Below are 14,360 nucleotides of genomic sequence, written 5' to 3' on the forward strand. Positions count from 1 at the left end.
CAGGCAACCCAGGCGTTATTGAAATCAGCTTTGGTATGTTCGGATCAGATACTGACCCGTTACATCCAAAGCTGATTTCGTTTCTGGCAGCGCTATCCGCTTGCCCATTCCTCGACGGCCCGCTTCATGTCCTTGATCCGCATTAATCTGACCGCGGTGCGCAACCTGCAGCCGTCGACGCTGATGCCCTCCCCACGCATCAACATTCTCTACGGCGCCAATGGCAGCGGAAAAACCAGCGTGCTCGAAGGCATTCATCTGCTGGGACTTGCACGTTCGTTTCGCAGCGCTCGGTTGCTGCCCGTCATCCAGTACGAGCAACAGGTCTGCACTCTGTTCGGACAGGTGAGCCTGGGCGACGGTCGGCAGAGCAATCTGGGGGTCTCACGGGATCGTCAAGGCGAGTTCCAGATCCGCATCGACGGGCAGAATGCGCGCAGCGCAGCACAACTGGCCGAAACCCTGCCGTTGCAGTTGATCAATCCAGATAGCTTCCGCTTGCTTGAAGGCTCTCCTAAAATCCGTCGGCAGTTTCTCGATTGGGGAGTGTTCCACGTGGAACCTCGTTTCCTTCCCGCCTGGCAGCGCCTGCAGAAGGCCCTCAAGCAGCGGAACTCATGGCTCCGCCGTGGTACACTTGACGCCGTTTCTCAAGCGGCCTGGGATCGCGAGTTGTGCCTGGCCAGCGATGAAATCGACAGTTATCGGCGATCCTACATACAGCGACTGAAGCCTGTCTTCGAACGTACCTTGAGCGAGCTGGTGGAGCTTGAAGGGCTGACGTTGAGCTACTACCGGGGATGGGATAAGGATCGGCCCCTGAATGAAGTGCTGACGTCGTCCCTGTTGCGTGACCAGCAGATTGGACACACCCAATCCGGCCCGCAGCGAGCAGACCTCAGGTTGAGGCTTGGCGCGCACAACGCAGCGGACATCCTGTCCCGAGGCCAGCAGAAGCTGGTGGTGTGTGCTTTGCGGATTGCCCAGGGGCATTTGGTTGACCAGGCCAAGCGCGGCCAATGTATCTATCTGGTGGATGACTTGCCGTCAGAACTGGATGAACAGCACCGCCGCGCTTTGTGCCGGTTGTTGGAAGATTTGAACTGCCAGGTATTCATCACCTGCGTAGACCATGAATTGTTGAGCGATGGCTGGCAAACGGATACGCCGGTTTCCATGTTCCACGTGGAACATGGACGTATCACCCAGACCTCGACCACCGGGAGTGAAGCATGAGCGAAAACCAAACGTACGACTCCAATAACATTAAGGTCCTCAAGGGCCTGGATGCCGTACGCAAGCGGCCTGGCATGTACATCGGCGACACCGATGACGGCAGCGGTCTGCACCACATGGTCTTCGAGGTGGTCGATAACTCCATCGACGAGGCCCTGGCCGGTCACTGCAGTGACATTACCATCACCATCCATCCCGATGAGTCGATCAGTGTGCGCGACAATGGCCGTGGCATTCCGGTCGATATTCACAAGGAAGAAGGCGTCTCTGCTGCCGAGGTCATCATGACCGTGCTGCACGCCGGTGGTAAGTTCGACGACAACAGCTACAAGGTTTCCGGCGGTCTGCACGGTGTTGGTGTTTCGGTAGTCAACGCGCTCTCCAAGGAGCTGGTGTTGACCATTCGCCGCAGCGGTAAGATCTGGGAACAGACCTACGTGCATGGCGTGCCACAAGCACCGATTGCTGCTGTTGGTGACAGCGATACCACAGGTACGCAGATCCACTTCAAGCCGTCGGCAGACACCTTCGCCAATATTCACTTCAGTTGGGACATTCTGGCCAAGCGCCTGCGCGAACTGTCGTTCTTGAACTCTGGCGTTGGCATTCTTTTGAAGGATGAGCGTACTGCCAAGGAGGAACTGTTCAAGTACGAGGGTGGCCTACGCGCATTCGTTGAATACCTGAACGTCAACAAGACAGCCGTGAACCAGGTGTTCCACTTCTCCGTACAACGTGATGACGGCGTCGGTGTGGAAGTGGCCCTGCAGTGGAACGACAGCTTCAACGAAAACCTGCTGTGCTTCACCAACAACATTCCCCAGCGTGACGGCGGTACCCACCTGGCAGGCTTCCGTTCGGCGCTGACGCGTAACCTGAACAACTACATCGAGCAGGAAGGCCTGGCCAAAAAGCACAAGATCGCCACCACGGGTGATGATGCCCGTGAAGGTTTGACCGCGATCATCTCGGTCAAGGTTCCCGACCCGAAATTCAGTTCGCAGACCAAGGACAAGTTGGTCTCCTCCGAGGTGAAAACCGCGGTCGAGCAGGAAATGGGCAAGTATTTCTCCGACTTCCTGCTGGAAAACCCCAACGAAGCCAAGGCGGTTGTCGGCAAGATGATCGACGCCGCTCGTGCCCGTGAAGCGGCGCGTAAAGCTCGTGAAATGACCCGCCGTAAAGGCGCGCTGGATATCGCAGGCTTGCCAGGCAAGCTGGCCGACTGCCAGGAAAAGGACCCTGCCCTTTCCGAACTGTACATCGTGGAGGGTGACTCCGCGGGCGGTTCTGCCAAGCAGGGCCGTAACCGCAAGACTCAGGCGATCCTGCCGCTCAAGGGCAAGATCCTCAACGTCGAGAAAGCGCGCTTCGACAAGATGATTTCCTCTCAGGAGGTCGGCACGCTGATCACTGCCCTGGGCTGTGGCATCGGCCGCGAGGAATACAACATCGACAAGCTGCGTTACCACAACATCATCATCATGACCGATGCTGACGTCGACGGTTCGCACATCCGTACCCTGCTGCTGACCTTCTTCTTCCGTCAGCTACCGGAACTGGTCGAGCGTGGCTACATCTACATCGCTCAGCCGCCGCTGTACAAGGTCAAGAAGGGCAAACAGGAGCAGTACATCAAGGACGACGAGGCCATGGAGGAATACATGACCCAATCGGCCCTGGAAGACGCCAGCCTGCACGTCAACGAGAGCGCTCCCGGCCTTTCCGGCGAAGCGCTGGAGCGTCTGGTCAACGATTACCGGCTGGTGATGAAGACCCTCAAGCGCCTGTCCCGTCTGTACCCCATGGAGCTTACCGAGCACTTCGTCTACCTGCCCGGCGTGACCACCGAGCTGATGGCCGACAAGGCGCAGATGGAAAGCTGGCTGGCCCTGTTCGATGCACGTCTGAAGACCATGGAGAAATCCGGCCTGGTGTACAGGACCAGTCTGCGCGAGGATCAGGAACGCCACCTGTGGCTGCCTGAAGTCGAGCTGATCTCCCACGGTAACTCCAGTTACATCACCTTCAACCGCGATTTCTTCACCAGCAACGATTACAAGACGGTCACCACCCTGGGTGATCAGTTGAACAGTCTGCTGGAAGAAGGCGCCTACGTGCAGCGTGGCGAGCGCAAGAAGCCGGTCACCACCTTCAAGGAAGGCCTGACCTGGTTGATGACCGAAAGCACCAAACGTCACAGCATCCAGCGATACAAAGGTCTTGGTGAGATGAACCCGGATCAGCTGTGGGAAACCACCATGGATCCCGAGGTTCGTCGCATGCTCAAGGTGCGCATCGAAGATGCCATCGCTGCGGATCAGATCTTCAACACCCTGATGGGTGACGAAGTGGAACCGCGTCGCGACTTCATCGAGACCAACGCCCTGGCGGTGTCCAACCTCGACGTCTGATCGCGTATGCGATGCATAAAAAACCCGGCTTCGAGCCGGGTTTTTCATTATTAATCAGTCAGTTGTCGATGCACTTCAGCCCCACCAGTAGCGCACCATATGGAAGAACACCGGGGCCGCGAAGCACACCGAATCGAGGCGGTCGAGCATGCCGCCGTGGCCTTCGATCATGTGGCCCCAGTCCTTCACGCCGCGGTCGCGTTTGATCGCCGACATCACCAGGCCGCCGGCGAAGCCGAGCAGGCACACCAGCAAGGCGAATAGGCCGGCCTGCCAGAAGGCGAACGGGGTGATCCAGTACAGCGAGGCGCCGATCAGGGTCGCCAGTGCCACGCCACCGAAAAAGCCTTCCACGGTCTTCGACGGGGACAGGTTGGGGGCGATCTTGCGTTTGCCGGCAAGCTTGCCGCAGACGTACTGCAGCACATCGGATATCTGCACGACGATCACCAGCCAGGCGATCAGCAGCAGATTGCGGCCATCGTAGCCGGCGATATCCAGGGTCAGCAGCGCCGGCACGCTGGAGATGCAGTACACGGCGATCATCAGCCCCCACTGCACCTTGGAGGTACGCTCGAGAAAGCGTGTGGTATCGCCGCCCAGCGACGACAGGATCGGCAGCAGCAGGAACAGGTACACCGGAATGAAGATGGCGAACAGACCGTACCAGCCGATGCCGATCAGCAGGTATTGCATCGGCAGCGCGAAGTAGAACGCGGCGACCAGTGCCGGGTAGTCGCTGCGCCGGGTCGGGGTCAGGGTCATGAACTCGCGCAGGGCGTAGAACGATACACAGTAGAACAGCAGCACCACGCCGATGTTGCCGAACAGGAAGGCGAAGCCGATCACCAGCACCATCGCCCACCAGGCATTGATGCGCGCATTGAGGTTGTCGATGACCGGGTGTGGGCCGGGGCCGGCGCGCAGTTTCAGCAGCCAGCCGATCAGGCTGGCCAGCAGCAGGATGCCGCCAATGCCGGCGAACAACAGCAAGGTATTGCGATCCATCTCAAACCTCCTCGGGAGCCAGGGCCAGTAGCGCGTCGCGGGCGCGTTCGAGGAAAGCGTCTTTGCCCTCCTCTTCGCCCATACCCAGTGGTGCGCCGAAATTCAGGGTGCACAGCAGCGGTAATGGCAGGGCTCGGCCCTTGGGCATCACCCGGTTGAGGTTGGCGATCCACACCGGGATCACTTCCACGTCCGGCCGCGCCTTGGCCAGGTGATAGAGGCCAGCCTTGAAGGGCAGCAGGCCGTCCTCCAGGTTGCGCGTGCCTTCCGGGAAGACGATCAGCGAGTCGCCCGCTGCCAATGCGTCGAGCATCGACTGCAGTGGATTGGCGTTTGGGTCACTGCGTTGGCGGTCGACCAATACGCCGTTGAACACCCGCTGGATCAGGAAGCTGCGCAGCGTGCCCTTCATCCAGTAGTCCGACCCGGCTACCGGGCGGGTGCGTTTGCGCAGTTCGGCGGGCAGCGATGCCCACAGCAGCACGAAGTCGCCATGGCTGCTGTGGTTGGCGTAGTAGATGCGCTGTACCGCTTGCGCAGTGCTGCCCAGCCACAAGGCGCGGGCACCGGTGAGCAGACGCGCCCCGGAGGTGATGAGAAAGGCGACCAGTGACGCAAGCATGGACAGCTCCTTATCCGAATCGAATGTGTGAAAGCCAGGGCATCAAGACGATGGCCGCCAGGGCGATGAGCATCTGCAGGCCGAGCCACAGGGCCTGCAGACGCAACAGACGCAGCGCGCCCTGGCCCCGTTGCTCCCAGGAGCGCGAACCCTGATCGGCCTTACTGCCGAGGGTGAGCAGCGCCTTATCCAGCTCTGCAGTACGGCGGGTGAGTTGCGTCGGGTCGTTTGCCGCTTGCGCGAACAATTCCGCGTCCAGCGCTACACGCAGCGCGTAGTACTTCTGCAGCAGGCCGCAGACCAGCAGCAGTACGCACACTGCACCGCCGGTAGTGAGCGCCATGAAACCGAGCAGCGGCCCCAGGCCGATAACCAGGGCGAGCAGGGTCAGGGCGCTGGAAAGGCGGTCGAGGGCTTTGCCACGGCGCAACAGCCCGGCGATCAGTTGCAGGTGCATTTCACTGGCCATGCAAGGCGCCTCCAGCTGTGGCGGCTGGTTGGCTCAAGATGCCCTCCAACGCCTGTAAATGAGCGTTTCCAAGCACAACCTGTGGGCGTGCCTGGCGAAGCAGTGAAACGGCCTCTGCGACGCTCCTGCAGCGGCCGCTGTGCAATAGCCAGGCGGCAATCGCGGTGGCACTGCGTGAGTAGCCCAGGGCGCAGCACACCAGCACCGGCCCGTGCACGCGAAGATCGTCGATGGCCACTGCCGCCTGCAGGCAATGTTCGCTGCTCGGTGCGATCAGATCGAGGCAAGCCAGTTCGCGGTAGACCTTACCTTCAACCCGGCACGGCAGCTCGGCACTCAGGTCGGCGACTGCGGCGAAAGCCTGCCCTTCTCCACGCCCGGGAATCCGCCCGAGCCAGACGCCGTCGGCGACCTCGTCGGGCTGTGGGTGCTTGCGTGTCCAGGCTCGTGAGTTGATCCAGGCGGCCGCCAGATAGGGGGCCAGCAGCCAGTTGCTGGCAGCACTGAGACGACCGTCCGCACGCTTCTGGAAACCCCGTGCATCGAACAGCGCATAGTTCAGCGCCACCATCAGCAACGACAACGCCGGCCACAGCAACCACAGAGCGAAGCCACCGACGTGGACCGCCAACGCACTGCACAGCGCTGCACCTAAGGCGTAGCGCAAGGCCAGCCGCCAGCGCGGTGGATCGCAGGCCAGGCGCCAGGCAAGCAATGGGCTGCGCCCTTCGCTGGGCCATAGCCACAGGCACAGGAAGCCGGCGAGCATGCCGGTCGGCACGTCGATGAAATGATGCTGCCAGGTGGTCAGTACCGACAGGCCGATCAGCGAGAACCAGATGTGCAACACGACACGCCATACACCAACTGCCGAATGGGCGAAGCAGGCCCAGAGCACGACCAGCAGGGTGATGTGCAGCGAGGGTGCCTGATTGAACGGTTTGTCGAAGCCCATCAGTACGTCGAACATCACCCCGAACAAGCCGTCCAGCGCCGGGCGGTCGAAGGTGAAGCGCAGCGGCCAGAGCAGGAAGCAGGTGATGCAGATCACTTGCGCGGTCAGCAAGCGCAAGCCGAGCCTGTCCACTGCGCCACGGGAAGCCGGCAGCAGGAAGGCCAGGCCGTAGAGCAGGTCGATCGACCAGTAGGGAATGATCGTCCAGGGCCACAGGGGGATCTGCCGCTCCCAGGCGAATACCAGGCTGCCGACGTCGTCACGCTGCCCGGTGAACCAGTTGGCGAAGCCGTAGGTGCCGAAGAACAGCGGCGCGAGCAGCAGCAGCCAGAGGATGCCGCGCTTCCATAATCCGCTTTCGCGAACGACTGCGGCGGGCGTCATCAGGACACCCGCTGGGCCAGGGATACGCTGAAGATACCCCACTCGTCGATGCGCTGGGTCAGCTTGCGAAAACCCGCCGCCTCCACCAACTGATCCATTTCCGCCTGGCTGCGGCGGCGCATCACCCAGGCCTGGCCATCACGGTGGCTGGTCAGCGCGCGGGCGATCAGCTCCAGCTGCGGGTGCCACGGCTGGCCGGTATAGATCAGGTAGCCGCCCTCTTCCACGGCTGCCGCCAGGCCTGCCAGCGAGTCGCCGACCAGCTGATTGCTGCCGAACAATTCATAGAGGCCGGAAACCACTGCCAGCGTCGGCCTCGCAGGCTGTTGCAAAACTACCTGCGTTGCCACTGCCTCGCCTACGTTTTGCAACGGCCTGCTGAGATCCAGCGCAGCCAGGTCGGCCTTGTCGAAGGCATCGCCCTTGACGAAGCGGGCGATGCTGCCCAGGCCCTTCTGCTCGATCAGCGCAGCGCCGTCGCGCACGTTGATGTCGCTGTAGTCCCGCAGCAGGATCGAGTCGGGTTTTTCGGTGCCCTGCTCCAGCGCTTCGAGGATATAGCGGCCGTGACCGGCGGCGATATCGACGATGCGCACCTGGCGACCCTGCTCACGCAATTTGCCCATGGCCAGGCGCAGCAGTTCTTCGGCGTGCACCTTGCGCTGACGAATGCCACGCCAGCCGATGGAGTTCAGGTAGTTGCGATCGATCAGTCGGCCCAGTGGCGAGCTGCCGGTGGGTGTATTGCGGTACACGTAATCCAGGGTGCTGCCGGAATCGAAGCCGGTGTCGAAACCCAGTTTCACCCCCGCAGCCAGTCCGCTGCCGAGCTTCAGCCCGGCGCGTGTGGCGCGCCAGTAGAGATCCCGAGGCGAGTTCTTCGGCAGCGCTGCGGCCAGTTCCTCGGCCTCGGCGCAACTCCAGCCCAGGCGATCGGCATCGAGCAGCGATGGTCGCTGCAGCGGCTCTTCGAAGGTCTTCAGGACGAAACGCCGAATGCGCGTGAGGGCATGGGAACGATCACGCTCGCCCAGGGTGTCGTGGAAGAATCCGGGCAGGATGTGCTGCTCCTTGTGCAGGCTGCCCAGGCGCTCGAAGAACTGCTCCTGGGGCTTGCGATGCACCACGAAATCGCTGCCGGAGATCAGCAACTGGGTGGGGATCTGGATCGCCTGGGCGTCGGCGACCACCCGCTCGGCAGCCTCGTACAGGCCCAGCAGCATGTTCACCGAGATCGGCCGGCTGATCAGCGGATCCTGTTCGAAGGACGCGATGCGCTGCGGATCGTGGCTGAGGTACTTGGCCTTCACGTAACTGTTGACGAAGAAATTGCCGCGCCAGGCGCGCATCAGCTTCAGGCCAGGCCGCGCGAACGGTACGTACAGCTTGACCTTGAAGGCTGGCGAGGCGAGCACCAGGGCGCGGATCTTCGGGGCGTAGTCGTGGGCCCAGGTGGAGATGATCACCGCGCCGACGCTTTGTGCCAGTACCACCATGTCTGCGCTATCGATGCCGTGAGCGCTGGCGATGTGATCGACAAAGGTCTGCACATCGCGCACGCTGGTAGCGAAGCTCGGGCTGTCTCCGCGCTCGCCCGGCGATTCACCGTGACCGCGAGCGTCCCAGGCGAAGAAGTCGAAGCCCTGCAGGCCCAGCTCCTCGACCAGATGGGCCATGCGCCCGCCGTGTTCGTGACCGCGGTGGAACATGACGACAGCCCGGCGCGGCGCGTCAGGCTGTGCATCCACAGCAGGCCAGTGACGGTAGAACAGGCTGACGCCGTCATGGGTCGTGAAGGTATTGGAGCGGACTTCATTCATTGGAGCATCCCTATTCCACGGTGGAGGAAGCCGCTTGCGCCAGACCCTGGCGTACGCGGTTGTAGAGCGTGTACAGCAGCAGCGCGGTGATGACCGCGAGAATCGGGTTTATCCAGCTCAGCGGCAGCAGCGCGGTGGCGACACCAGCGCCAAGCACGCCGAAGCAGAAGGCGCGGTCGCTTTTGCCCATCGGCCCGTCGTAGCGCCGTGAAGCGCCCACCATGGGGCCCATGACGCCGGCGTACTCGCTGATCAGTGCGGCGATGACCAACAGCACCACCAGCACGGGAGACACGCCGGGCAATAGCGCGAAAGGCAGGAACAACGCGGCATCGGCGATCACGTCGCAGAGTTCGTTGAGGTAAGCGCCGAGTGTGGATTGCTGGCCGAACTCACGGGCCAGCATGCCGTCCACCGCATTGAGCGCCATCCGCAGCAGCATCCACAGCGGGATCAGCGCGAACAGCCAGAGGTGGTCGGGCAGAAAGGCGAGCAGCAGACCTATCAGCACCGACACGATGGCCGCGCTCAGCGTCACCTGATTGGCGGTCACGCCACGGTCGAAGAGGCGCTGAACCAATGGGCGCAGCAGGTTCTGGAAGCGGGGTTTGAGCTGATAGATCGAAAGCATGTTACGAACTCCGTTTCGCCACGTTTCTTTGTCTGGCCGAACGCCAGCTTAGCCGGTCGAGCACCCACTAAGCGATACGCCAACGTGATCATTGTCATGTTGCCGCATGAAAACTTATGCCCAATTTATCGACATTTCAGGTACCGATAAAAGTCCAGTTTTATCAGTACCTTGAGACGGCTATTTAAATTTTAGGATAAAACCTTCAACAGGTTATCCACAGATCGTGACGGCTCAGGCGAGATCATTGGCCGTCTCTACGGCAGTGCTCTGTGGATCGAGAGCACCGAGTTCTTGCTGCGCCTGGCTGACCCACGCGAAAGCGCGGTCGTTGAGGTTGGCAATCGCTCGCGGACCTTCGCCCTCGGCAAACAGCGGCGGGCCGAACACCACCTGCACGGTGCCCGGCTTCTTGCCCCAGCCCTCTTTTGGCCAGAACCGGCCGGCGTTGTGGGCGACGGGCAGCACCGGTAGCTTGCTGTTAACCGCCAGCGCCGTACCGCCTCGGGAAAACTTGCCGATCTGGCCGTCCGGGATCCGTGTGCCCTCGGGGAAGACCAGCACCCAGGCGCCCTGCTCCAGACGTGCGCGGCCCTGGCTGGCGAGCTGTTTGAGGGCGGCCTTGGGGTTGCTGCGGTCGATGGCGATCGGTTTGAGCATGGCCATCGCCCAGCCGAAGAACGGTACGTACAGCAACTCGCGCTTGACCACCTGGCTCAGCGGCTCGAAGTAGGCACACAGGAAGAAGGTTTCCCAGGTGCTCTGGTGCTTGGCGAGAATCACGCAGGGCTGCTCGGGGATGTTCTCCTGGCCCTTGATCTCGTAGCGGATACCGGCGACCACCTTGGCCAGCCAGACGGCGCAGCGGCACCAGTTCTGCACCACGAACCGGTAGCGTGCCCGGAATGGCAGGAACGGCGCGACGAACACGCTGATGATGCACCAGACGAACGAGCTGGAAGACAGCAACAGATAGAAGAAGAAGGTTCTGAACAACTGCACTGTCGACATGTGAGCGATTACCGTTGCAGGCCTGGCCTGCGCTATCAAGTGAGAAGCCGAGCAGCGAGCGCTGCCAGATCGTCGAATACCAGGGTGCCCGCTGGCAGTGCCTTGGCCAGGGTGCGCTCACCCTTGCCGGTTTTCACCAGCACGGGTTGACAATCGACGGCTTGCGCGGCTTTCAGGTCACTGCCGCTGTCGCCGACGAACCAGATTCCGCTCAGTGGTACTGCGTAGTGCGCGGCGATCTGGCGCAGCATGCCGGGTTTCGGCTTGCGGCAATCGCAACCCTCGTCCGGGCCATGTGGGCAATGCACGATCAGGCCGACTTCACCGCCCTGCTCCGCCACCAGCTCGCGCAGCTGCGTGTGCATGGATTCCAGGATGGCCAGCGAATAGTAGCCGCGGGCGATACCGGACTGGTTGGTGGCCACTGCCACCGTCCAGCCCGCCTGGCTCAGGCGGGCGATGGCCTCGATGGAACCCGCGATCGGGATCCATTCGTCGAGGCTCTTGATGTAGGCATCGGAGTCATGGTTGATGACCCCGTCGCGGTCGAGAATGATCAGCTTCATAGCTGCAAGCTCCAAGCCTCGAGCTGCAGGCCAAAGCCGCTACCTGCAGCTTGTGGCGTGCAGCTTGCGGCCGCTTTAGCCCAGCACGGAGATATCGGCGACACCCAGGAACAAGCCGCGCAGGCGCGCCAGCAGCGCATAGCGATTGGCCCGTACCTTGGGGTCTTCGGCGTTGACCAGCACCGCTTCGAAGAAGGCGTCCACCGGTTTGCGCAGCGAGGCCAGTTGCGCCAATGCTTCGCGATACTGACGCGCCTGGGCCAGCGGTTGCACGGCGTTGTCGGCCTGCTGGATGGCGGCATTGAGGGTGAACTCGGCCGGCGTATCGAAGTAATGCGCCTCGATGCTCGTGGCGACTTGCCCGTCGGCCTTGCCCAGCAGGTTGGACACGCGCTTGTTGGCGGCAGCCAGGGCCTCGGCCTCCGGCAACTGGCGGAACGCCTGCACGGCCTGCACGCGCTGATCGAAGTCCAGCGGCGACAGCGGATTCACTGCCCGTACGGCCTGGTAAACGGACACGTCCACGCCCTCGTCTTCGTAGCGCGCGCGCAGGCGGTCGAAGATGAAGTCGAGCACCTGCGGCCCCAGGCCCGGTGCCTTGACCTTGCCGCCGAACTGGCGGACAGCGAAGTCGACGGTGGCACCCAGATCCAGGTCCAGGCCCTTCTCGATCAGAATGCGCAGCACACCCAGTGCCGCACGACGCAGCGCATAGGGATCCTTGCTGCCGGTGGGCAGCATGCCGATACCGAAGATACCGACCAGGGTGTCCAGCTTGTCGGCCAGCGCCACGGCGGCACCGGTCAGCGTGCTCGGCAGTTCGGCACCGGCACCGCGCGGCATGTACTGCTCGTTCAGCGCCAGGGCAACGTCCTGTGGTTCGCCGTCGTTCAACGCGTAGTAGTAACCGGCGATGCCCTGCATCTCCGGGAACTCGCCGACCATTTCACTGGCCAGGTCGCACTTGCTCAGCAAACCGGCGCGGGCACCACGGCGGGCGTCGCCACCGATGCGCTCGGCGATGAAGCCGGCCAGCGCCGAGACACGCTGGGCCTTGTCATAGACGGTGCCGAGCTGGGCCTGGAAGACCACGTTGGCGAGACGCGTGTTGAAGCTTTCCAGCTTCTGTTTCTTGTCCTGCTTGAAGAAGAACTCGGCATCGGTGAGGCGTGGGCGCACCACCTTCTCGTTGCCGGAAACGATCTGCGCCGGATCCTTGCTTTCGACGTTGGCCACGGTGATGAAGCGCGGCAGCAGCTTGCCGCCTGCGTCCAGCAGGCAGAAGTACTTCTGGTTGTCCTGCATGGTGGTGATCAGGGCTTCCTGCGGTACTTCCAGGAACCGCTCTTCGAAAGAGCAGACCAGCGGTACCGGCCACTCGACCAGCGCACTGACTTCCTCGAGCAGTGCTGGTGGCACGATGGCCGTGCCCTGCTGCTCGGCAGCCAACTGGTCGACGCGCTTGGCGATCAACTGACGACGCTCGCTGGCATCGGCGATCACATAGGCGGCACGCAGTTCCTGGGCGTACATGGCCGGGGCCGAGATACGCACCTCGTGGTTGGCATGGAAGCGATGCCCGCGGGACACGCGACCAGCCTTCTGGGCGAGGATTTCGCAATCGATCACCTGGTCACCGAACAGCATCACCAGCCACTGGCTCGGGCGGACGAATTCGGTCTTGCGCGCACCCCAGCGCATGCGCTTGGGAATCGGCAGTTCGTTCAGCGAGTTTTCCACGATGCCCGGCAGCAGCCCGGCGGCGCCCTGCCCCGGGATGTGCTGGCTGAACTTCAGCTTCGGCCCGCTCTGATCGATGGCGTCCAGCTCGACGCCACACTTCTTGGCGAAGCCCAGGGCGGCCTGGGTCGGATTGCCGTCGGCGTCGAAGGCGGCCTGCAGCGGCGGGCCGTCGAGATTGACGGTGCGATCCGGCTGCTGGGTGGCAAGCTGCTCGACCAGCACCGCGAGGCGGCGCGGCGCGGCATACATGCGCGCGCTGTTGTAGCTCAGGCCAGCGGCCTTGAGGCCCTTTTCAACGCCGGCAAGAAAGGCATCGCCGAGGTTCTTCAGGGCTTTGGGTGGCAGCTCTTCGGTGCCCAGTTCAACGAGAAAATCGAGCGCACTCATTCTGCTGCCTCCAGCTTGGCCAGTACTTCATCACGCAGATCGGCGGTGGCGAGCGGGAAGCCCAGGCGGCGTCGGGCCTGCAGATAACTCTGCGCCACGGCGCGGGCCAGGGTGCGCACGCGCAGGATGTACTGCTGGCGCGCGGTCACCGAAATGGCGCGACGGGCGTCGAGCAGGTTGAAGGTATGGGAGGCCTTGAGCACCATCTCGTAGGTGGGCAACGGCAGCTCCAGTTCAATGAGGCGATTGGCCTCGCTCTCGTAGAAATCGAACAGCTCGAACAGCTTGTCGACGTTGGCGTGTTCGAAGTTGTAGGTCGACTGTTCCACTTCGTTCTGGTGGAACACGTCGCCGTAGGTCACCTTGCCGAACTGGCCGTCCGCCCACACCAGGTCGTACACCGAATCGACGCCCTGGATGTACATGGCCAGGCGCTCGAGGCCATAGGTGATTTCACCGGTGACCGGGTAGCACTCGATGCCACCGACCTGCTGGAAGTAGGTGAACTGGGTGACTTCCATGCCGTTGAGCCAGATTTCCCAGCCCAGACCCCAGGCGCCGAGGGTCGGCGATTCCCAGTTGTCTTCGACGAAACGGATGTCGTGCACCAGCGGGTCGATGCCGATGGCCTTCAGCGAGCCCAGGTACAGCTCCTGGAAGTTCTCCGGGTTCGGCTTGAGCACCACCTGGAACTGGTAGTAGTGCTGCAGGCGATTGGGGTTCTCGCCATAGCGGCCATCGGTGGGCCGGCGCGAGGGCTGCACATAGGCAGCGTTCCAGGTTTCCGGGCCGATGGCGCGCAGAAAGGTGGCGGTGTGGAACGTACCGGCGCCCACTTCCATGTCGTAGGGCTGCAATACCACGCAGCCTTGCTCGGCCCAGTATTGTTGCAGGGCGAGGATCAAGTCCTGGAAGGTGCGCACGGCAGGCGTTGTCTGGCTCACGAAAAATTCACCTGTTGGGGCTGCGACAGAAAGCCGGGGAGTATACCCGAAGCGAGGTCCAGCCCGCATGCTGCGCCGTCTCTGCAGCCCAATGCAGGGTGGCGGCGATGGCAGGTTGCCGCGGCTGATCGCCTCGCAGAGAATGGCATGGCGCCATGGCAGCCGATCCA

The 14,360-nt window shown here is 62.4% G+C and carries 11 protein-coding genes and 1 pseudogene; 2 read left to right on the top strand and 10 right to left on the bottom strand.

Features of this window, described 5'->3' with window-relative positions; all coding sequences use genetic code 11:
- Nucleotides 1-126 precede the first annotated feature (126 nt).
- Nucleotides 127-1,229, top strand: a pseudogene (gene recF, locus BLR94_RS05815) (DNA replication/repair protein RecF).
- A 3-nt stretch (nucleotides 1,230-1,232) separates the two neighbouring features.
- Nucleotides 1,233-3,650 (top strand): DNA topoisomerase (ATP-hydrolyzing) subunit B, encoded by a 2,418-nt coding sequence (gene gyrB, locus BLR94_RS05820; protein ID WP_084303814.1) that lies wholly within the window; start codon nucleotides 1,233-1,235, stop codon nucleotides 3,648-3,650.
- Nucleotides 3,651-3,725: 75 nt separating this feature from the next.
- Here gyrB and BLR94_RS05825 read toward each other — a convergent pair whose 3' ends face one another.
- The 10 genes from BLR94_RS05825 to glyQ form a co-directional block, all read right to left on the bottom strand.
- Entirely contained in the window at nucleotides 3,726-4,658 is a 933-nt protein-coding gene (locus BLR94_RS05825) for a phosphatidate cytidylyltransferase (protein WP_084303815.1), read from the bottom strand.
- A 1-nt stretch (nucleotide 4,659) separates the two neighbouring features.
- Nucleotides 4,660-5,280, bottom strand: coding sequence for a lysophospholipid acyltransferase family protein (locus tag BLR94_RS05830; RefSeq protein ID WP_084303816.1), 621 nt, complete (start codon nucleotides 5,278-5,280; stop codon nucleotides 4,660-4,662).
- A 10-nt stretch (nucleotides 5,281-5,290) separates the two neighbouring features.
- A complete protein-coding gene (locus BLR94_RS05835; protein WP_084303817.1) occupies nucleotides 5,291-5,749 on the bottom strand; it encodes a hypothetical protein in 459 nt (152 codons plus the stop codon).
- Nucleotides 5,739-7,088: a phosphatase PAP2/dual specificity phosphatase family protein gene (locus BLR94_RS05840; protein WP_084303818.1), complete on the bottom strand. Its 1,350-nt coding sequence runs from the start codon at nucleotides 7,086-7,088 to the stop codon at nucleotides 5,739-5,741. The genes BLR94_RS05835 and BLR94_RS05840 overlap by 11 nt, the downstream gene beginning before the upstream one ends.
- Entirely contained in the window at nucleotides 7,088-8,908 is a 1,821-nt protein-coding gene (locus BLR94_RS05845; protein WP_084303819.1) for a bifunctional alpha/beta hydrolase/class I SAM-dependent methyltransferase, read from the bottom strand. Before BLR94_RS05845 ends, BLR94_RS05840 begins: the two co-directional genes overlap by 1 nt.
- Before the next feature lie 10 nt (nucleotides 8,909-8,918).
- Complete coding sequence (locus BLR94_RS05850; RefSeq protein WP_084303820.1) at nucleotides 8,919-9,539, bottom strand: CDP-alcohol phosphatidyltransferase family protein; 621 nt, start codon at nucleotides 9,537-9,539, stop codon at nucleotides 8,919-8,921.
- Nucleotides 9,540-9,773: 234 nt separating this feature from the next.
- Nucleotides 9,774-10,550 (bottom strand): lysophospholipid acyltransferase family protein, encoded by a 777-nt coding sequence (locus tag BLR94_RS05855; protein WP_084303821.1) that lies wholly within the window; start codon nucleotides 10,548-10,550, stop codon nucleotides 9,774-9,776.
- A gap of 35 nt (nucleotides 10,551-10,585) precedes the next feature.
- Nucleotides 10,586-11,116 carry a D-glycero-beta-D-manno-heptose 1,7-bisphosphate 7-phosphatase gene (gene gmhB / locus BLR94_RS05860; RefSeq protein WP_084303822.1) on the bottom strand — a complete coding sequence of 177 codons (531 nt, stop codon included), beginning with the start codon at nucleotides 11,114-11,116 and terminating at the stop codon, nucleotides 10,586-10,588.
- Between the two features lie 75 nt (nucleotides 11,117-11,191).
- Nucleotides 11,192-13,246 carry a glycine--tRNA ligase subunit beta gene (glyS, locus tag BLR94_RS05865; RefSeq protein WP_084303823.1) on the bottom strand — a complete coding sequence of 685 codons (2,055 nt, stop codon included), beginning with the start codon at nucleotides 13,244-13,246 and terminating at the stop codon, nucleotides 11,192-11,194.
- The gene (glyQ, locus tag BLR94_RS05870) at nucleotides 13,243-14,190 is read right to left on the bottom strand and encodes a glycine--tRNA ligase subunit alpha (RefSeq protein WP_084303824.1); all 948 of its coding nucleotides are present in this window, start codon (nucleotides 14,188-14,190) and stop codon (nucleotides 13,243-13,245) included. The genes glyS and glyQ overlap by 4 nt, the downstream gene beginning before the upstream one ends.
- Nucleotides 14,191-14,360: the final 170 nt, after the last annotated feature.

The sequence above is a fragment of the Phytopseudomonas flavescens genome (assembly GCF_900100535.1).
Classification (GTDB): domain Bacteria; phylum Pseudomonadota; class Gammaproteobacteria; order Pseudomonadales; family Pseudomonadaceae; genus Aquipseudomonas; species Aquipseudomonas flavescens.

Excerpts from the sequence above, each read along its gene's own strand:
- gyrB (WP_084303814.1), top strand. The coding sequence starts at position 1,233 with ATGAGCGAAAACCAAACGTACGACTCCAATAACATTAAGGTCCTCAAG.
- BLR94_RS05825 (WP_084303815.1), bottom strand. The coding sequence starts at position 4,658 with ATGGATCGCAATACCTTGCTGTTGTTCGCCGGCATTGGCGGCATCCTG.
- BLR94_RS05830 (WP_084303816.1), bottom strand. The coding sequence starts at position 5,280 with ATGCTTGCGTCACTGGTCGCCTTTCTCATCACCTCCGGGGCGCGTCTG.
- BLR94_RS05835 (WP_084303817.1), bottom strand. The coding sequence starts at position 5,749 with ATGGCCAGTGAAATGCACCTGCAACTGATCGCCGGGCTGTTGCGCCGT.
- BLR94_RS05840 (WP_084303818.1), bottom strand. The coding sequence starts at position 7,088 with ATGACGCCCGCCGCAGTCGTTCGCGAAAGCGGATTATGGAAGCGCGGC.
- BLR94_RS05845 (WP_084303819.1), bottom strand. The coding sequence starts at position 8,908 with ATGAATGAAGTCCGCTCCAATACCTTCACGACCCATGACGGCGTCAGC.
- BLR94_RS05850 (WP_084303820.1), bottom strand. The coding sequence starts at position 9,539 with ATGCTTTCGATCTATCAGCTCAAACCCCGCTTCCAGAACCTGCTGCGC.
- BLR94_RS05855 (WP_084303821.1), bottom strand. The coding sequence starts at position 10,550 with ATGTCGACAGTGCAGTTGTTCAGAACCTTCTTCTTCTATCTGTTGCTG.
- gmhB (WP_084303822.1), bottom strand. The coding sequence starts at position 11,116 with ATGAAGCTGATCATTCTCGACCGCGACGGGGTCATCAACCATGACTCC.
- glyS (WP_084303823.1), bottom strand. The coding sequence starts at position 13,246 with ATGAGTGCGCTCGATTTTCTCGTTGAACTGGGCACCGAAGAGCTGCCA.